This is a genomic window from Pseudomonas sp. GW531-T4 (genome assembly GCF_017349615.1).
Lineage (GTDB): Bacteria > Pseudomonadota > Gammaproteobacteria > Pseudomonadales > Pseudomonadaceae > Aquipseudomonas > Aquipseudomonas chlororaphis_I.
Genome location: NZ_JACMZT010000049.1, coordinates 1 through 17,896, shown reverse-complemented (window position 1 = coordinate 17,896; position 17,896 = coordinate 1). Strand labels below are relative to the sequence as shown.

The 17,896-nt window shown below is 64.1% G+C and carries 13 protein-coding genes and 2 pseudogenes; 10 read left to right on the top strand and 5 right to left on the bottom strand.

The genetic code is table 11. The annotated features are described in order from the left end of the window. Nucleotides 1-465: 465 nt before the first annotated feature. Complete coding sequence (locus J4D28_RS26715; protein WP_009050855.1) at nucleotides 466-1,140, bottom strand: heavy metal response regulator transcription factor; 675 nt, start codon at nucleotides 1,138-1,140, stop codon at nucleotides 466-468. 402 nt (nucleotides 1,141-1,542) lie between these two features. Between J4D28_RS26715 and J4D28_RS26710 the strand changes: the two genes are divergently transcribed. From J4D28_RS26710 to J4D28_RS26695, 4 genes are all read left to right on the top strand, one after another. Next, nucleotides 1,543-2,808, top strand: a complete 1,266-nt coding sequence (locus tag J4D28_RS26710) for a TolC family protein (RefSeq protein WP_009050854.1) — start codon at nucleotides 1,543-1,545, stop codon at nucleotides 2,806-2,808. A gap of 205 nt (nucleotides 2,809-3,013) precedes the next feature. Then, nucleotides 3,014-4,246: an efflux RND transporter periplasmic adaptor subunit gene (locus J4D28_RS26705; RefSeq protein WP_009050853.1), complete on the top strand. Its 1,233-nt coding sequence runs from the start codon at nucleotides 3,014-3,016 to the stop codon at nucleotides 4,244-4,246. Between the two features lie 38 nt (nucleotides 4,247-4,284). Continuing rightward, a complete protein-coding gene (locus J4D28_RS26700) occupies nucleotides 4,285-7,449 on the top strand; it encodes an efflux RND transporter permease subunit (protein WP_101283555.1) in 3,165 nt (1,054 codons plus the stop codon). Nucleotides 7,450-8,146: 697 nt separating this feature from the next. Continuing rightward, nucleotides 8,147-8,605, top strand: a complete 459-nt coding sequence (locus J4D28_RS26695; RefSeq protein WP_103331738.1) for an REP-associated tyrosine transposase — start codon at nucleotides 8,147-8,149, stop codon at nucleotides 8,603-8,605. A 931-nt stretch (nucleotides 8,606-9,536) separates the two neighbouring features. Here J4D28_RS26695 and J4D28_RS26690 read toward each other — a convergent pair. Then, a complete protein-coding gene (locus J4D28_RS26690; RefSeq protein WP_016703633.1) occupies nucleotides 9,537-10,865 on the bottom strand; it encodes an OprD family porin in 1,329 nt (442 codons plus the stop codon). Between the two features lie 333 nt (nucleotides 10,866-11,198). On the opposite strand from J4D28_RS26690, the gene J4D28_RS26685 reads away from it, so the two are divergent. After that, a complete protein-coding gene (locus tag J4D28_RS26685) occupies nucleotides 11,199-11,531 on the top strand; it encodes a DUF2790 domain-containing protein (protein WP_007928829.1) in 333 nt (110 codons plus the stop codon). Here the strand turns inward: J4D28_RS26685 and J4D28_RS26680 are convergent. Beyond that, nucleotides 11,528-12,037 carry a RidA family protein gene (locus J4D28_RS26680; RefSeq protein WP_016703631.1) on the bottom strand — a complete coding sequence of 170 codons (510 nt, stop codon included), beginning with the start codon at nucleotides 12,035-12,037 and terminating at the stop codon, nucleotides 11,528-11,530. The genes J4D28_RS26685 and J4D28_RS26680 overlap by 4 nt on opposite strands. A gap of 166 nt (nucleotides 12,038-12,203) precedes the next feature. On the opposite strand from J4D28_RS26680, the pseudogene J4D28_RS30780 reads away from it, so the two are divergent. The 4 genes and pseudogenes from J4D28_RS30780 to J4D28_RS30765 form a co-directional block, all read left to right on the top strand. Beyond that, nucleotides 12,204-13,028, top strand: a pseudogene (locus J4D28_RS30780) (PAS domain-containing protein); the annotation flags it as partial. A 108-nt stretch (nucleotides 13,029-13,136) separates the two neighbouring features. Further along, nucleotides 13,137-13,568, top strand: coding sequence for a methyl-accepting chemotaxis protein (locus J4D28_RS30775; protein ID WP_232788636.1), 432 nt, complete (start codon nucleotides 13,137-13,139; stop codon nucleotides 13,566-13,568). A gap of 240 nt (nucleotides 13,569-13,808) precedes the next feature. Beyond that, nucleotides 13,809-14,582 (top strand): annotated as a pseudogene (locus J4D28_RS30770) (PAS domain-containing protein); the annotation flags it as partial. Beyond that, nucleotides 14,565-15,125, top strand: coding sequence for a methyl-accepting chemotaxis protein (locus tag J4D28_RS30765; protein ID WP_258258180.1), 561 nt, complete (start codon nucleotides 14,565-14,567; stop codon nucleotides 15,123-15,125). The pseudogene J4D28_RS30770 and the gene J4D28_RS30765, both read left to right, overlap by 18 nt. Nucleotides 15,126-15,176: 51 nt before the next feature. Here J4D28_RS30765 and J4D28_RS26665 read toward each other — a convergent pair whose 3' ends face one another. Next, nucleotides 15,177-16,094, bottom strand: a complete 918-nt coding sequence (locus J4D28_RS26665; protein WP_016703628.1) for a LysR family transcriptional regulator — start codon at nucleotides 16,092-16,094, stop codon at nucleotides 15,177-15,179. Between the two features lie 214 nt (nucleotides 16,095-16,308). Continuing rightward, a complete protein-coding gene (locus J4D28_RS26660; RefSeq protein ID WP_041984150.1) occupies nucleotides 16,309-17,082 on the bottom strand; it encodes an SDR family oxidoreductase in 774 nt (257 codons plus the stop codon). Between the two features lie 168 nt (nucleotides 17,083-17,250). On the opposite strand from J4D28_RS26660, the gene J4D28_RS26655 reads away from it, so the two are divergent. Next, nucleotides 17,251-17,865, top strand: a complete 615-nt coding sequence (locus J4D28_RS26655) for a flavin reductase family protein (protein ID WP_041984152.1) — start codon at nucleotides 17,251-17,253, stop codon at nucleotides 17,863-17,865. Nucleotides 17,866-17,896 lie beyond the last annotated feature (31 nt).

Below are 17,896 nucleotides of genomic sequence, written 5' to 3'. Positions count from 1 at the left end.
CCCCGGCGTATCGAGCTCCATACCCTGTAGCCGCTGCCGAGCCTGCGAGGCTGCGATCGACTGCGAAGCAGGCGCCGCTCTTGGGTGCGCCGGAGGTCCTGCGACCAGCGTGGCCCGGACCATCGCAGCCTTCGGCAGCGGCTACATCGACTGGTGTGACCGGACTATTGGATTTTTCCCCTGTAGCCGCTGCCGAGCACCGCGAGGCTGCGATCGACCGCGAAGCGGGCGCCGCTCTTGGGCGCGCCGGAGGTCCTGCGACCAGCGTGGCCCGGACCATCGCAGCCTGCGGCAGCGGCTACACCGATCGTGTGCACCGAACTATCGGGTCGTTTCCCTGTAGCCGCTGCCGAGCCCCGCGAGGCTGCGATCGACCGCGTAGCGGGCGCCGCTCTTGGGGGCGCCGAAGGTCCTGCGACCAGCGTGGCCCGGACCATCGCAGCCTGCGGCAGCGGCTACAGCGCTTCAGTCGCGCTCTTCGAGCACGTAGCCGACGCCGCGCAGGGTGTGGATCAGTTTGCTTTCGAACGGGTCGTCGATCTTGGCCCGCAGGCGGCGGATCGAGACTTCCACCACATTGGTGTCGCAGTCGAAGTTCATGTCCCACACGAACGAGATGATCTGGGTCCGCGACAGCACCACGCCGCTCTGGCGCATCAGCAGGTGCAGCAGGGCGAACTCCTTGGTGGTCAGGTCGATGCGCTGCTTGCCGCGAAACGCCCGGTGGCGGCCCTGGTCCAGTTCCAGGTCGGCCACCCGCAACACATCGGGCGTCGGCGACTGCTCGCTGCGCCGCAACAGGCTGCGCACCCGCGCCAGCAGCTCGGGGAATTCGAACGGCTTGACCAGGTAATCGTCGGCGCCCAGGTCCAGGCCCTTGATCCGGTCCACCAGGCGCCCCTGGGCGGTGAGCATCATGATCCGCGTATTGCTGTTCTGGCGAATGCGCTGCAGCACCCCCCAACCGTCCAGCTCCGGCAGATTGACGTCGAGAATCACCAGGTCGTAGGCGTGCTGGCGGGTCAGGTGCAGGCCGTCGGCGCCGTTGCTGGCGCAATCGACGACGTAGCCGCTTTCGCTCAATCCCTGATGCAAGTAGTCGGCGGTTTTCGGTTCATCCTCGATCACCAGAATGCGCATGCTGAATTAGCCTCGGTGTTTAATGCAGTGGGGAAGTCCAATAACTTCGTTGGAAGTAACGGGCTGGATGATTCAACTTTCAAAGTTCTTGATTTAAAACTTTCGAAGTGTCGTGCGGGGAGAAGTTGTTTCTCTATATTTCAAGTTGTGGGTTTATTGCACTTGCCCTCGGGTCGATGGCCCGGATGTTAATACACAAGCCCGTGCCAGAGCGTTTGCTAACGGATTTGTAATCTTTGCGCCACCCTGTCGATAAGTACCGACGGCTACATTTGGCCGGCACTAAATACTCACCTGTTAGTTGTTTTATGGGTGGAGTGTGGATGCGTCGTGCCGGTTCAACTTCCTCGCGCCGCCCAGCCTCCGCCGCCACTCTGTACCGGTAAGGGGCCAGAAAGCGTTATGCCAACCACTATTAAAAAACTTGCCTGGATAGTCGGGGCATTGTCTGGCGTTCTGTTGTTGGCCAGTGCCTCGCTGCCGGAAGCCGCGGCGGCCGAGAGCCGGGTGCTGAGCCTCGACAACGCCCTGGCAAGTGCCTTTGCCAACAACCCCGAACTGGCGGCCGCGCGCTGGGAAATCGACATCGCCCAGGGTGGCCGGCAGCAGGCGGGATTGATCCCCAATCCGGTGTTGTCCTGGGACGCCGAGGACACTCGCCGCAGCTCGCGCACCACCACTGTCAAGCTCAGCCAGACCCTGGAACTGGGCGGCAAGCGCGGCGCGCGCATCGATGTCGCCAGCCGTGCCCAGGACGCCGCGGCGCTGGAGCTGGAGCGCCAGCGCAACCAACTGCGCGCCGATGTGATCGCGGCCTTCTACGGCGCCTTGCGTGCCCAGGAACGCAGCGATCTGGCCGGCCGCTCCCTGGCCCTGGCCGAGCGCGGGCTGACGGTGGCCAAGGGGCGGGTGAGCGCCGGCAAGGCCTCACCAGTGGAAGCCACCCGCGCCCAGGTCCAGCTCTCGGAAGTGCGCCTGGAGCTGAGCCGCGCCGAGATGGACCGGGCCAATGCCTATCGGCAACTGGCGACCGTGACCGGCGCGGCCACCACCGACTTCAGCGCCGTCGCGGAGCCGGCCAGCGGGCTGCCCTCGCTGCCGCCTTCGGCGCAATTGCTGGCGCGCCTGCAACAGACCACCGAACTGCGCCTGGCCGAAATGCAGGTGGTGCAGCGCGAAGCATCCCTGGGGCTGGAAAAGGCCCAGCGCATTCCCGACCTCGATATCAGCGTGGGCAGCCAGTACGACGCCAGCGTGCGTGAGCGGGTCAACCTGGTCGGGGTGTCGATGCCGATTCCGCTGTTCAACCGCAACCAGGGCAATGTGCTGTCGGCGGCGCGCCGTGCCGATCAGGCCCGGGATTTGCGCAACGCCGCGGAGCTGCGCCTGCGCAGCGAAACCAAGTTGGCGCTCGATCAGTGGAGCACCGCCAGCAACGAAGTGCAGTCGTTCAACCAGGTGATCCTGCCGGCCGCGCAAAACGCGGTGGATACCGCGACCCGCGGCTTCGAGATGGGCAAGTTCAACTTTATCGAGGTGCTCGACGCCCAGCGCACGCTGATCAGCGCCCGCACCCAGTACATCGCCGCGGTGGCCCAGTCCACCGACGCCTGGGTGCGCATCGAGCGCATCTACGGCGATCTCGCCGGCCCCGATCGCACGCTGTGAGAACCGCGTTGTTCGTCCTGCTGTGCCTGGGCGCACTGCTGGTCACCGATTGCAGCGGGCCAGTGCCGGGCCGGGTCGAGGAGGGCTCGTCCCACTGGTGCCTGCATGAGCTGCATCGGGCGCTCGGCGATTTCTTTTTTCCACAGACCTCATGACGCGCCGGTTTACCGGATGGCGTATCGGGTCGATTTTTTCAGGAGCATTCATGGACAAGAAACGAAGCACAGCCCTGGCATTGGCCGTGGCGGTCGCGCTCGGCGTGGCCGGGTTGATGTGGCAGGACCTGTTCCAGGGGGCGCCGGTGGCCGCGCAGGCGAAACCCGCGGCCAAGGCGGACACGCACCAGGACGGCGAGGCGCATCAGGAAGGCGAGGAAGGGCAATCGGAAGGCGAGGGGCATGCCGAGGAAGAGGGCAAGGTCGAGCTCAGCGCCGAGCAGATCAAGGCCGCCGACATTCAACTGGCCGAGGCCGCCCCGCGCAATCTCAGCAGCTTGCTGACGCTGCCGGGGGAGATCCGCTTCGACGAGGACCGCACCTCGCACATTGTGCCGCGCGCGGCCGGGGTGGTGGAGTCGGTGGCGGTCAATCTCGGCCAGACGGTGAAGAGGGGCGAGCTGCTGGCGGTGATCGCCAGCCAGCAGATCTCCGACCAGCGCAGCGAACTGGCCGCCGCCGAGCGCCGGGTCGAGCTGGCGCGCACCACCTTCCAGCGCGAGCGCCAGTTGTGGGTCGACCAGATCTCCGCCGAGCAGGATTACCTGCTGGCGCGCCAGACCCTGCAGGAAGCCGAAATCGCCCTGAACAACGCCCGGCAAAAGATGAATGCCCTGAGTGGCAGCGCGGTGCTGGCGGGCGGCAACCGTTATGAGATGCGCGCGCCGTTCGACGGCGTGGTGGTGGAAAAACACCTGAGCGTCGGCGAGGTGGTCGGTGAGACCAGCGCCGCCTTCACCCTGTCCGACCTGTCCCGGGTCTGGGTCACCTTCGGCGTGTTTCCCAAGGACCTGAACAAGGTCCGGGTGGGCAAGCCGGTCCGGGTGCAATCCACGGAACTGGGCACCCAGGTGCAGGGCACGGTGGCCTATGTCGGCAGCCTGCTGGGCGAGCAGACCCGGACCGCCACGGTGCGGGTCACGGTGCCCAACCCGGACGATGTCTGGCGACCGGGGCTGTTCGTTTCGGTGCAGGTGGCGACCGACACCTACCAGGCCGGTGTCACCGTGCCGCAAGAGGCGATCCAGACCGTGGAGGACAAGCCTTCGGTATTCGTGCGCGTCGCCGACGGCTTCCAGGCCACGCCCGTGGTGCTGGGCGGCAGCGAAGGCGGCTTCGTCGAGATCCGCGAAGGTTTGCCGGCCGGGGCCCAGGTGGCGACCTCCGGCAGCTTCATCCTCAAGTCCGAACTGGGCAAAGGCTCGGCCGAGCACGGCCATTGATCCGCCTCATTGAGTGTTTCCCTGGAGAGTGACTTCCCATGTTTGAACGCATCATTCAATTCGCCATCGAGCAGCGCATCATCGTGCTGCTGGCGGTGCTGCTGATGGCCGCGGTGGGCATCGGCAGCTACCAGAAACTGCCGATCGACGCGGTGCCGGACATCACTAACGTGCAGGTCCAGGTCAACGCCAGCATGCCCGGCTACTCGCCGCTGGAGACCGAGCAGCGCATCACCTATCCGGTGGAAGTGGCCATGGCCGGCTTGCCGGGCCTGGAGCAGACCCGCTCGACCTCGCGCTCGGGCCTGTCCCAGGTGACGGTGATCTTCAAGGAAGGCACCGACCTGTACTTCGCCCGGCAACTGGTCAACGAACGCCTGCAAGTGGCCCGCGAACAGCTGCCCGAAGGCGTGGAGGCGAGCATGGGGCCGATCTCCACCGGCCTCGGCGAGATCTTCTTCTGGACGGTGGAAGCCGAGCCGGGCGCGCTCAAGGAAGATGGCACGGCCTACACCCCGACCGACCTGCGGGTGATCCAGGACTGGGTCATCGCCCCGCAATTGCGCAACGTGCCGGGGGTGGCCGAGATCAACACCATCGGCGGTTTCGCCAAGCTCTATCAGATCGCCCCGGACCCCAGGCGCCTGGCGGCCTACAACCTGACCCTGAGCGACCTGATGACCGCCCTGGAGCGCAACAACGCCAACGTCGGCGCCGGCTACATCGAGCGCAACGGCCAGCAGCTGTTGATCCGCGCGCCGGGGCAGGTCAAGTCCATCGAGGACATCGCCAACATCGTGATCAACACTGTGGACGGCACGCCGATCCGCATCAGCAACGTGGCCACCGTGGACATCGGCCGTGAACTGCGCACCGGCGCGGCCACCGAGAACGGTCGCGAAGTGGTGCTCGGCACGGTGTTCATGCTGGTGGGGGAAAACAGCCGCACGGTGTCCCGGGTGGTGGCGGAAAAACTCGCCGAGATCAATCGCTCGCTGCCCAAGGGCGTGACCGCAGTCACCGTGTACGACCGCACCAACCTGGTGGACAAGGCCGTGGCCACGGTGAAGAAAAACCTTATCGAAGGCGCGTTGCTGGTCATCGCCATTCTGTTTTTGTTCCTGGGCAATATCCGCGCCGCGCTGATCACTGCCATGGTGATTCCGCTGGCCATGCTGTTCACCTTCACCGGCATGTTCACCAACAAGGTCAGCGCCAACCTGATGAGCCTTGGCGCGCTGGACTTCGGGATCATCGTCGACGGCGCAGTGGTCATCGTCGAGAACGCCATCCGCCGCCTGGCCCATGCCCAGCAGCATCACGGGCGCATGCTCACCCGTTCCGAACGCCTGCACGAAGTCTTCGCCGCGGCCAAGGAAGCACGACGGGCGCTGATCTACGGGCAACTGATCATCATGGTGGTGTACCTGCCGATCTTTGCCCTGTCCGGGGTGGCCGGGAAGATGTTCCACCCGATGGCCTTCACCGTGGTGATTGCTCTGCTGGGGGCGATGATCCTCTCGGTGACTTTCGTGCCCGCGGCGATCGCGCTGTTCGTCACCGGCAAGGTCAAGGAAGAGGAAAACTTCGTCATGCGCGGTGCCCGCCGTGGCTACGAGCCGGTGCTGCGCTGGGTGATGAGCCATCGGTCCCTGGCCTTTGCCCTGGCGTTTCTCAGCGTGCTGGTTTCGGGCCTGGTGGCCAGCCGCATGGGCAGTGAATTCATCCCCAGCCTCAGCGAAGGCGACTTCGCCCAGCAGGCGATGCGCGTGCCCGACGCCAGCCTCACTCAGTCGGTGGAAATGCAGAAGACCCTGGAGAAAACCCTGCTGGCGCAGATCCCGGAAATCGAGCGGGTGTTCGCCCGCACCGGTACTGCCGAGATCGCCTCGGACGTGATGCCGCCGAACATCTCCGATGCCTACCTGATGCTCAAGCCCAAGGAGCAATGGCCAGACCCGGGCAAGTCGCGCGAGGCGATCATTGCCGACATCGAACGGGTCAGCAACAGCCTGCCGGGTAACGTCTACGAGCTGTCGCAACCGATCCAGCTGCGCTTCAACGAACTGATTTCCGGGGTGCGCAGCGATGTCGCGGTGAAGGTCTTCGGCGATGACATGGAGGTGCTGAACAAGACCGCCGAAGAGATTTCGCAGACCTTGCAGAAGATCGACGGCGCCGCCGAAGTGAAGGTGCAGCAGACCACCGGCCTGCCGGTGCTGACGGTGAATGTCGACCGCGACAAGGCGGCGCGTTTCGGCCTCAACGTCGGCGATGTGCAGGACGCCGTGGCGATTGCCGTGGGCGGGCGCAAGGCGGGCATCCTGTACGAGGGCGACCGGCGCTTCGATATGCTGGTGCGCATGTCCGATGCCCAGCGCACCGATATCGACGGGCTGTCGCGCCTGCTGATTCCGGTGGCGGCGGCCGCGGGCAGCGTCAACGGGCAACTGGGTTTCATCGCCCTCTCGGAGGTGGCCAGCGTCGACCTGGTGCTCGGTCCGGCGCAGGTCAGCCGCGAGAACGGCAAGCGCCTGGTGATCGTCAGCGCCAACGTGCGCGGACGCGACATGGGCTCCTTCGTCGAAGAAGCGACCCGGGCCATCGGCGACCAGGTGCAGATCCCGACCGGCTACTGGATCACCTGGGGCGGCCAGTTCGAACAGTTGCAGGAAGCCTCCAAGCGCCTGGAAATCGTGGTGCCGGTGGCGTTGCTGCTGGTGTTCGGCCTGTTGTTCATGATGTTCAACAACCTCAAGGACGGGCTGCTGGTGTTCACCGGGATTCCCTTCGCCCTGACCGGCGGGATCATGGCCCTGTGGCTGCGCGACATCCCGCTGTCGATCTCGGCGGGGGTGGGCTTCATCGCGTTGTCGGGGGTGGCGGTGCTCAACGGCCTGGTGATGATCGCCTTTATCCGCAACCTGCGCGAAGAAGGGCGGATGCTCGCGGCGGCGGTCAACGAAGGCGCGCTGACCCGCCTGCGCCCGGTGCTGATGACGGCCCTGGTGGCATCGCTGGGGTTCATCCCCATGGCCCTGGCCACCGGCACCGGCGCCGAAGTGCAACGGCCGCTGGCCACCGTGGTCATCGGCGGCATCATCTCCTCCACCGCCCTGACCCTGCTGGTGCTGCCGGCGTTGTACCACTGGGCGCACCGCAAGGAGGAAGAACAGGAGCTGCAAGACCTGCTGAACGACTGACCCGCGATAGGCCTCACCCAACCCCGCCTGCGTCATACGCAAGCGGGGTTTTGTTCATGTGGCCCCCGTAGCCGCTGCCGAGCACCGCGAGGCTGCGATCGACCGCGAAACGGGCGCCGCTCTTGAACTCGCAGAAGGTCCTGCGGACCTATCGCAGCCTGCGGCAGCGGCTACACCGATCGCGTGCACCGAACTATCGGGTTGCACCCCTGTAGCCGCTGCCGAGCCTGCGAGGCTGCGATCGACCGCGCAGCGGGCGCCGCTCTTGGGTGCGCCGGAGGTCCTGCGGACCTATCGCAGCCTTCGGCAGCGGCTACATCGACTGCGTGTACCGAACTATAGGGTCGTTCCCTGTAGCCGCTGCCGAGCACCGCGAGGCTGCGATCGCCTGCGAAGCGGGCGCCGCTCTTGGGCGCGCAGGAGGTCCTGCGGACCTATCGCAGCCTTCGGCAGCGGCTACACCGATCGCGTGTATCGAACTATCGGGTTGCACCCCTGTAGCCGCTGCCGAGCACCGCGAGGCTGCGATCGACCGCGAAGCGGGCGCTGCTCTTGGGCGCGCAGGAGGTCCTTCGGACCTATCGCAGCCTTCGGCAGCGGCTACAGGGATCTGGAAACATCTGCTGAAAGAGTGCTCCCGCAAGCAAAAGCATGAGCAGCTAGGTTGAGGTAGATGACCTGTATGGAGAGCAAAGGAATGCTGGTCCACTCCAATGGCTACCGTCTACTCAAAGGACGGGTATCGGAAGCTGGCCGTGTCTACTCGATTACCGTCGTGACTCACCAACGGCGCCCCTTGTTTCGCGACTTCCGCGTTGGCCGCCTGGTGGTTGATCAGCTCAAGCAAGTCCACGAAGCCGATCATGTACGTGCATTGGCCTGGGTTGTCATGCCTGACCACATTCACTGGTTATTTGAACTGCGAGACAGATCCCTGGGAGAGGTGATGTGCCGTTTCAAATCCAGAAGCAGCACGCGGATCAATTCACACCTCGGCAGTCAGGGCCGTCTTTGGCAGAAGGGGTATCACGATCGCGCTCTGCGCAAGGAAGAAGACCTGAAGGCCATCGCCCGCTACATCATTCTCAACCCAGTACGAGCAGGGCTTGTTCAACGTCCCGGCGACTATCCCCTCTGGGATGCCATCTGGCTTTGATGTCGCCGCTGCATGACCGGGCCGATTGGGGCTATTCCCCTGTAGCCGCTGCCGAGCCTGCGAGGCTGCGATCGACCGCGCAGCGGGCGCTGCTCTTGAACTCGCAGGAGGTCCTGCGGACCTATCGCAGCCTGCGGCAGCGGCTACACCGATTGCGTGCACCGAACTATCGGGTTACCCCCCTGTAGCTGCTGCCGAGCACCGCGAGGCTGCGATCGACCGCGAAGCGGGCGCTGCTCTTGGGTGCGCCGGAGGTCCTGCGGACCTATCGCAGCCTGCGGCAGCGGCTACACCGATCGCGTGTACCGAATTATCGGGTTACCCCCCCTGTAGCCGCTGCCGAGCCTGCGAGGCTGCGATCGACCGCGAAGCGGGCGCTGCTCTTGGGCGCGCAGGAGGTCCTTCGGACCTATCGCAGCCTTCGGCAGCGGCTACAGAGGAGGGGGAGTCGGGGCAAAAAAAAGCGCCCCATGCGGGACGCTAAAAATTCATCTCTTTCCAAAGGAGCATTCGAAAAAACGCTTCAGAGATGAATGTGCTCGGGGTGGGCCGGCGTCAGCGGGAGGCTGTGCATGCCTGGGACCCTGGGGTTCTGTGGGGGGCGGTGTTGGTTGCGTCGTTGTGGTTCTTTTCGCCGTTGTACTGTTGCTGGCCGAGCCAGAATTGTTCCAGGGCATGCCTGGCGCGTTCGCTGCCGTTATCGCTGGGGAGCGCGCTGGGCTGGCCAGGCGGAGTCAGGTGGGCAGGCTTCAAGACATGATCTCCCGCAAGTGGCTGGCCGCTAGCGAAGCGCTGTCGGCTCGGGCATGGGGGCAAGTATACGAAGGCCAACCTGACGAGAAGGTGAGGGCGATATTACAGTTCTGAAAGATGGGCGTCTGTGAAGAAGTTTTAACGTCGGGCGGGCCTCGAACCCGCCCGGCGCAAAGGTTTAAAGAATGGCCAGCGGATACTCGACGATCAGGCGGAATTCCTCCAGGTCGGACTCGAAGCTGCTGGAGCGTACGGTGGCCTGGCGGATACGCAGCGACAGGTCCTTGAGGGTGCCGCCCTGCACCACGTACTTGGCTTCGATATCGCGTTCCCAGCGACGCTGGTCGGTCAGCGGATTGCCGTCCGCATCGCGGCGCATGTAGACCGCGTTGGCATTGCTGTAGTCGGCGTCGCTGCCTTTGCCGTAGCGGGTCATGAACGACAGGCCGGGAATGCCCAGGGGCTGCATGTCGAGGTCGTAGCGGACCATCCACGAGCGTTCCTTCGGCGAGTTGAAGTCGCTGTACTGGATCGAGTTGTCGAGGAAGATCGAGTCCGACTGACGCAGGTAATCGAAGTCGTCGTCGCCGTTGTTGCGCTGGTGCGACAGCGACAGGGTGTGGGCGCCATAGGTGGCGCCGACCTTGGCGCTCCAGATGTTGTTATTGAACTCGCCGAGCAGCTTCTTGCCCTCGTCCACCGCCTTGTAATAGTTGAACCCGGCAAACAGCGAAAGCTCGTCGGAGATCGGCCAGGTGGCCGCGGTGCCGAAGTAGTACTGGTCCCAGGCATCCTTCAGGCGGCTGCTGTAGAGGCTGACGCTGAGGTGCTTGTTCAGGCTGTAGTCGCCGCCGAAGTAGGCGACCCAGGGCGAGTCGACCTTGCCGGCATAGAAAGTGGCGAAACCGTCGCGCAGGCTGCTGCTGTCGGGCTGGCTCATGCTGTGCAGCCGTCCGCCCTGGACACTCAGGCCGTCGATGCTGGTGTTCTCGAAGGTAGCCCCGCGAAAGCTCTCCGGCAGCAGGCGCGAATCACCGTAGTGCACCACCGGGGTTTTCGGGAAGACGTCGCCGACCTTGATCACCGTGTCGAGCAGGCGCATTTTCGCCGCGCCGCCGACCTTGCTGTAGTTGTCGGCCGGGTGGTTGTCGCTGTCCACCGGCAGCATGTTGAAGGATCCGCGTCCGCCGCTGCGGCCGGTGCCGGAGTCGAGCTTGAGGCCATACATGGCAAAGGCATCGAGGCCGAAACCGACGCTGCCCTGGGTGAAGCCGGATTCGAACTTGCCGATCAGCCCCTGGGCCCAGGCTTCGGAATAACCGTTGCCGGTGGGGCTGGACTGGCCCTTGCGATCGTCGCGATTGAAGTAGTAGTTGCGGGCCAGCACGTTGAGGCTGCTGCCTTCGATAAAACCTTCGGGCTGGTCGTCTGCCGCGTTCACGGCCAAGGGGCCGAGCCCCAGTACCGCGGAAAACACGGACAGGGACCAGCGGGTTTGAATGCGCATGTTGTTTGCTCCTGGATATGGGCAGCTATCAGCTGTTATGTCGCCTGGGGCGTTCTTGTTAGTTGTACTCGCGAACCGTCTGGTTAACGGCTGGAGTCAACATCGATAGTTGCAAACAACAGATAACGCGGAGGTGACCCGCTTATTACAATTCTGCAAGGATAAAAGTTGTAAGTTGTTCTTTGTTTTGGCTGGAGGCCTTGTTTTATATGGGGTTTGCTCAAGGGTAAGAAGTGGTCTGGGTTTTATTACATATAAGTAATGTACGCGTGATCTTCCTGACAGGGTCGTCTGGTTATCCTCGTTGCAACTAACCAAAACGAGGAAGCAGTCATGAAGTTATTTAAATTGAGTATCGCCGCGTTGGTACTTTCCATTTCGTCCCTGGCCATGGCCGAGGGCGGCGGCGACCGCACCTTCGACCGCGCCATGCAGGCGAACGAGAAGGCCATGGCGGCCTACGCGGCGAAGCAGGGCAAGGAGGCGCCGGTGGTGGAAAACTATCGCTACGGCATGCCCCTGGACATCCAGAAGGTGGTCAACGTGACGCCGCCGGCCAAGGCCTGCAATCCGGTGCCGTCACGCATGACTTATGAGGATTCGGCGGGGCAGCTCAAGACCGTTGAGTATCAGGTGATGGGCCAGTGCCGCACCAATGGTAGTTAATCCTCAACGTCCTCATGGGGCGCGGGAAGCGGTTCGAGGGCGACGATCATGTCGATTTCCACCGCGGCATTCTTCGGCAGTTGATAGACCCCGAGGGACGTGCGGGTGTGCACCCCGGCCTCGGCAAAGATCGAATAGAGCACTTCGGAGGCCGCGTCGGCGACTTCACTCTGCTGGGTGAAGTCGGCGGCGCTTTGCACATAGACGTTGAGCCGCAGGACTTTTTTCACCCGCTGCAGATCACCCAGCAACTGAGCGAGGATCGCCAGGGCGCGCATGGTGCAAATACGTGCGGCATATCGGCCGTCCTCCAGCGACACATCGCCACCGACCCTCCCGGTCACCCTTACGCTGTTGTCGATGCGCGGGATCTGCCCGCTGACGTATACCTCGTCGCCGTTCTGCACCGCGGGCACGTAGTTGCCGCCGATGCGCATTTCACCGTCGAAAGCGTGTCCCAGACGGGCCGCCACCTGGTCGAACAGGGCCTTGCGTGAAGCCTCCATGGATTGCACTCCGTCGATTGCCGTTGATTTTCCAGAGCACGACTATAGCCCCTCTTCCGAACCTTTGAGCATGGGTTAAAGCCCAGCAGGGCCGGGGCCTGAGGCGTTTCAAAGTTTTTTGGTCGGATATGTCTTATAGGGTCTTCAGAAAAATACCCGAGCGCCGATGGCTAGAGACAATGCTGCCCACTATTACTGCCCATCGGTGCATCCCATGTTCAACAAAAGCTTGAAGCAAGAGCTGTCGGCTCTACGCGAAGAACTCTCGAGCCTCCAGCAAGTGAAGGACAGCCTCGACAGCGAGATGCTGGTGCTGATTCTCGATCCCGATGGACGCATTCTGTCGGCCAACGACAACTTCAACCAGGAAATGCTTTACAGGGGCAGCGAACTGGTCGGCCGCCACATCGAGGACATCGTGCCGGCCCACGTCAAGGCCGATGAGTTCCACCACCGTTTCAAGGCGACGCTGACCCGTGGCGAACACTTTGCTGGCGCAGTGCGCCTGCTGCGCGGCAACGGCCAGGAAGCCTGGCTGCGCTCGATCTCCCAGCCGGTCCGCGATTCCCAGGGGCGGATCAAGCATTTTTCGATTTACTCCAGCGACCTGACCCGCACCATCGAAGCGTCGCGCGAGCACGAGAACCTGATCGGCGCGCTGGTCCGTTCCACGGCGGTGATCGAGTTCGACCTCAACGGCAACGTGCTGACGGCCAACGAGCGTTTCCTCAACGCCATGGGCTACAACCTGGCGCAAATCCAGGGCAAGCATCACCGCACCTTCTGCGAACCCGAGGAATACAACAGCGCCGAGTACCTGGCGTTCTGGAAGCGCCTGAACGCCGGCGAGTTCGTCGCCGGGCGGTTCAAGCGCATCGACAGCTACGGTCGCGTGGTCTGGCTCGAGGCCTCCTACAACCCGGTGGTCGATGCCAACAACCGGCTCTACAAGGTGGTGAAGTTCGCCACCGTGATCACCGACCAGGTGAACCAGGAGCAGGCCGTCGCCGAGGCGGCGAACATCGCCTACAGCACCTCGCTGCAAACCGACAACAGCGCCCAGCGCGGCACCACCGTGGTGACCGAGGCGGTGAACGTGATGCGCGACCTGGCCAAGCACATGCAGCAGGCCGGCGAAGGCATCGAGGCGCTGAACGAGCAGTCGCTGGTGATCGGCAGCATCGTCAAGACCATCAGCGGCATCGCCGAGCAGACCAACCTGCTGGCGCTCAACGCGGCCATCGAAGCAGCGCGCGCCGGTGAACAGGGGCGCGGCTTTGCCGTGGTGGCCGACGAGGTCCGGCAACTGGCCTCGCGCACCAGCAAGGCCACCGACGAAATCGTCGGCGTGGTGCGCCAGAACCAGGACATGGCGCGCGAGGCCGTGGCGCTGATGACCGATGGCAAGGCCCAGGCCGAGCAGGGCCTGGCCCTGGCCGCCGAAGCCGGCACGGTGATCGTCGAGATCCAGGACGGCGCGCAGAAGGTGGTGAATGCCGTCGGCCAGTTCGCTAGCCAGCTGTCGAACTGAGTCTTGTCCCTGATCCGGCGTCAGGCCTGTTCCAGGCCGTGACGTCGGGGATCAAGTGGCCGCCAGGTCGGTGGCCACGATCTGCCCCGATGCCTGTGCGCTTTGCGCCGGTGTGCCGTTAGGAAGTTTCCTGTCTCTATGGGAGACAAATCCTAAAGAGCCTTGAGCGCGTCAAGAATACTTCCCCAACGCCGATGGTGAGGCTCCAGCAGTCTCCAATCACGGGCTATCGGTGTATCCATGTTCAATAAACGTTTGAATCAGAAGCTCCTCGCGTTGGGCGAAGAGTTTCGTGCACTTGAGCAGGTCAAGGAAGGTTTCGAGCGCACCCTGCTCAGCATCGAACTCGATGCGCAGCGCCGGGTCCTGGTGGTGAACCGCAACTTCACCCAGTGCATGCAGTATTCCTCCGAGGCGCTGCTGGGCTCGCCCATCGACAAGCTGTTGCCGGACGATGCCCGGCCCGAAGAAGCACACAGGCGTTTCATGACCGCGCTCGCTTGCAGCGAGCCTTTCGACGACACCCTGCGCCTGCGTCGCGGCGACGGCCATGACGCCTGGCTGAGGGTGATCCTGCAGCCGATCTTCAACACCGAGCGGCAACTCAGGTCCTTTTCCCTGATCGCCAATGACCTGACCGAGACCGTGGAAACCACCTGCGAGCACGGCAACCTGATCGCGGCGCTGCTGCGTTCGACCGCGGTGATCGAGTTCGACCTCAAGGGCCGGGTACTGACCGCCAACGAGCGGTTCCTCAGCTGCATGGGCTACAGCCTCGAACAGATCCTGGGCCAGAACCACAGCCTGTTCTGCGAGTCGCAGGAGTACAACAGTCCGGGTTATCAGACATTCTGGGCGCGGCTGAACGCCGGCGAATACGTCGCCGACCGCTTCAAACGCATCGACAGCCACGGCCGCGTGGTCTGGCTCGATGCCTCGTACAACCCGGTGGTCGATGCCAACGGCAAGCTCTACAAAGTGGTGAAATTCGCCACGGTGATCACCGAGCAGGTCAAGCAGGAGCAGTCCGTCGCCGAGGCCGCGGAAATCGCCTACACCATCTCGCAGCAGACCGACAGCAGCGCCCAGCGCGGTTCCTCGGTGGTGACCGAGGCGGTGGAGGTGATGCGCGACCTGGCCACGCACATGCAGCAGGCCAGTGACGGCATCGAGGCGCTGAACGAGCAGTCGCGGGTGATCGGCAGCATCGTCAAGACCATCAGCGACATTGCCGAGCAGACCAACCTGCTGGCGCTCAACGCGGCCATCGAAGCGGCCCGCGCCGGTGACCAGGGGCGCGGCTTCGCGGTGGTGGCGGACGAGGTCCGGCAACTGGCCTCGCGGACCAGCAAGGCCACCGACGAAATCGTCGGCGTGGTCCGGCGCAACCAGGACATGGCCCGCAACGCGGTGGTGCTGATGGCCGACGGCAAGACCCAGGCCGAGCAGGGCCTGGCCCTGGCCGCCGAAGCCGGTACGGTGATCGTCGAGATCCAGGACGGCGCGCAGAAAGTGGTGAGCGCCGTCGGCCAGTTCGCCAACCAATTGTCCAGCTGATGTCCAGGCTGCCTCGGCCGGCGTGGGCGTCATGACCGGGCGGGGCGGTTGTCAGCCCTGCCGGTCGTTTTCGAGGTGGGGGGCGACCAGGGTTTCGAACCATTCGATAAAGGCGTTCAGCCGGCGCGAGCGATGGTTGCGATTGGGGTAGAGCGCGGAGATTGCCATGGACGCAGGGCGAAAACCGGGCAGGACTTCCACCAGCTCGCCGCTGTCGAGCAGGTACTGCACGTCGAAGCGCGGGATCTGGATCAGCCCCAGCCCGGCCCGGCAGCAGGCGATGTAGTTTTCGGCGTTGTTGACGATCACCCGGCTGGGCAGGTTCAGTTCCAGCTCGTGCCCGTCGGCCAGGTATTCCCAGGGCTGTTCGCGGCCCGTGCTGGGGGAGCCGTAGCCGACCATCCAGTGACCATCGGCCAGGTCGCCCGGGGTTCGCGGCTGGCCGTGCTCCGCCAGGTAGGCGGGGCTGGCGCAATTGATCAGGGCCAGGTGGCCCAGGCGCCGGACGATCAGGCTGCTGTCGCGCAGGGTACCGACGCGGATCGCGCAATCCACACCCTCCTGCACCAGGTCGATGGAACGGTCGGTGGAGCCCAGCGCCAGTTTCAGGCTGGGGTAGCTGGCGAAAAGCTCGGGCAGGGCGGGGGCGATCAGGCGCCGGGCGATCCGGCTGGGTACGTCGACATTGAGGCGGCCATAAACGTCCAGCTGACGGGTGTGAAACAGCTGCTCGAGTTCCACCGCATCGCTCAGCAACAGGCGCGCGCGCTCCAGCAGGACCGCGCCGTCGGCGGTCAGTTGCACCTGGCGCGTGGTGCGGTGCAACAGGCGCGTGGCGAGGGCGGTTTCCAGTTGCTGCACCGCTGCCGAGACGGTGGCGCGGGGCAGTTCCAGGGCATGCGCGGCCTTGATGAAACTGCCCATGTCGGCGACCTGGATGAACACACGGTATTGCTCGAGCTTATCCATGGATGGGGCGGGGTCCGAAGCGTGCGGTGCGTGTTTTTCGTAGGAGCGAGGCTTGCCCGCGATAGCGTTGTATCAGACAGACCTTGATCGCGGGCAAGCCTCGCTCCTACGGAATCATCTCGCACCTGATGGCGATCTTTTCCAGACGCCAATCTACCTCGCCCCTTGGCGGATTACTCGGGTCGATGACAACCGTCGATCAGAAGGCCGGGCCTCACTTGGTGGTGTAGCCGCCGTTGATCAGCAGGGTCTGGCCGGTGATCCACCAGCCGTCGGTGACCAGATGACGGATGAAGGGCACCACGTCCCCGATGTCGGTCAGGCCGGTCTTGCTGAAGCCGGACAGCGCCGCGGCGGTCTTGTGGTAAGCCACGGCGTCCGCGCCTTCGGCCGGGTAGAAGAACGGTGTGTCCATCGGTCCCGGGCCCACGGCGGTCACCGAGATACCGCGGGCGCCGAACTCCTTGGAGGCGGCGCGGGTGAAGTGTTCCACCGGGGCCTTGGCCCCGCCGTAGGCGGCATAGAACGGCGTGTAGGCGCCGAGCAGCGAGGTCACCAGTGTCACCAGCTTGCCGTGGTCCTCCAGGTGTTTGCCGGCTTCCTTGATAAAGAAGAACGCGCTCTTGGCGTTGACCGCGAACATGTCGTCGTACTCGGCCTCGCTGATCTCGACTATGGGTTTTTTCAGGACCTTGCCCACGGTGTTGATGGCGATGTCGATCTTGCCGAAACGGGCCTTGGCGTCGCTGAAGAGTTGCTCCACGGCCGCGGCGGTGGTCAGGTCGGCCTGCCAGGCATGGGCGTCGACGCCCAGGTTCTTGATCGCCGCCACGGTCTGCTCGGCGTCGGCCTTGCTGGCGCTGCTGTTGTAATGCACGGCGATGGCCTGCACGCCGTGGGCGGCCAGGTCCCGGGCGATCAGGCCGCCCAGGTTCTTCGCGCCACCGGCGATCAATGCGACCTTGTTTTTCAGAGAGTGGTCTGCCATGGGAAAGCTCCTTCAGCCTGTGAGGTGAAGGCCCAGTCTAAGCAGCCGCGAGTCAGGGATAAGCCCGGTCAATCTGGATGGATTGTCCAGGAAAAATGCCCAATCCCGGCTGCTGCCCAGCACCGGGATGTCGCTACAATCGGCTCTTTTTCTCCCGGAGCCTTACCCATGAGCGCATCCCATCGTCGCCCGGTTTCCCTGGCCAAGGCCTATCGCCTGCTCAACCACGGGCCGACCGTGCTGGTCAGCGCCACCCACGGCGGCCAGCGCAACATCATGGCCGCGGCCTGGGCCATGCCGCTGGATTTCGATCCGCCGAAAGTCGCGGTGGTGCTCGACAAGTCCACCTGGACCCGCCAGCTGCTGGAGGCCGCCGGCACCTTTGTGCTCAACGTGCCGTGCGCCGACCAGGTCGATATCGTGCAGACCGTGGGTTCCACCTCGGGCCTGGAGCTGACCCGCGACCAGGGCCGCGACAAGTTCGCGCTGTATGGCCTGCCGACCTTCGCCGGCGAGCGGGTCGACGCGCCGTTGCTCGATGGCTGCGTGGCCTGGCTCGAATGCCGGCTGCTGCCGGAGCCGGACAACCATGAACGCTACGACCTGTTCCTCGCCGAAGTCATCGCCGCCCAGGCCGATGACCGGGTGTTCAGCGAGGGCCGCTGGCATTTCACCGGGCACGATGCCTTGCGCACCTTGCACCATGTGGCGGGCGGGCATTTCCTGACGATTGGCGACTCGCTGGATGGCAAGACCCTGCCATCCCCTCAAGGAATGTCGTAACCCTGTAGCCGCTGCCGCAGGCTGCGACAGG

Excerpts from the sequence above, each read along its gene's own strand:
- J4D28_RS26715 (WP_009050855.1), bottom strand. The coding sequence starts at position 1,140 with ATGCGCATTCTGGTGATCGAGGATGAACCGAAAACCGCCGACTACTTG.
- J4D28_RS26710 (WP_009050854.1), top strand. The coding sequence starts at position 1,543 with ATGCCAACCACTATTAAAAAACTTGCCTGGATAGTCGGGGCATTGTCT.
- J4D28_RS26705 (WP_009050853.1), top strand. The coding sequence starts at position 3,014 with ATGGACAAGAAACGAAGCACAGCCCTGGCATTGGCCGTGGCGGTCGCG.
- J4D28_RS26700 (WP_101283555.1), top strand. The coding sequence starts at position 4,285 with ATGTTTGAACGCATCATTCAATTCGCCATCGAGCAGCGCATCATCGTG.
- J4D28_RS26695 (WP_103331738.1), top strand. The coding sequence starts at position 8,147 with ATGCTGGTCCACTCCAATGGCTACCGTCTACTCAAAGGACGGGTATCG.
- J4D28_RS26690 (WP_016703633.1), bottom strand. The coding sequence starts at position 10,865 with ATGCGCATTCAAACCCGCTGGTCCCTGTCCGTGTTTTCCGCGGTACTG.
- J4D28_RS26685 (WP_007928829.1), top strand. The coding sequence starts at position 11,199 with ATGAAGTTATTTAAATTGAGTATCGCCGCGTTGGTACTTTCCATTTCG.
- J4D28_RS26680 (WP_016703631.1), bottom strand. The coding sequence starts at position 12,037 with ATGGAGGCTTCACGCAAGGCCCTGTTCGACCAGGTGGCGGCCCGTCTG.
- J4D28_RS30775 (WP_232788636.1), top strand. The coding sequence starts at position 13,137 with ATGCGCGACCTGGCCAAGCACATGCAGCAGGCCGGCGAAGGCATCGAG.
- J4D28_RS26665 (WP_016703628.1), bottom strand. The coding sequence starts at position 16,094 with ATGGATAAGCTCGAGCAATACCGTGTGTTCATCCAGGTCGCCGACATG.
- J4D28_RS26660 (WP_041984150.1), bottom strand. The coding sequence starts at position 17,082 with ATGGCAGACCACTCTCTGAAAAACAAGGTCGCATTGATCGCCGGTGGC.
- J4D28_RS26655 (WP_041984152.1), top strand. The coding sequence starts at position 17,251 with ATGAGCGCATCCCATCGTCGCCCGGTTTCCCTGGCCAAGGCCTATCGC.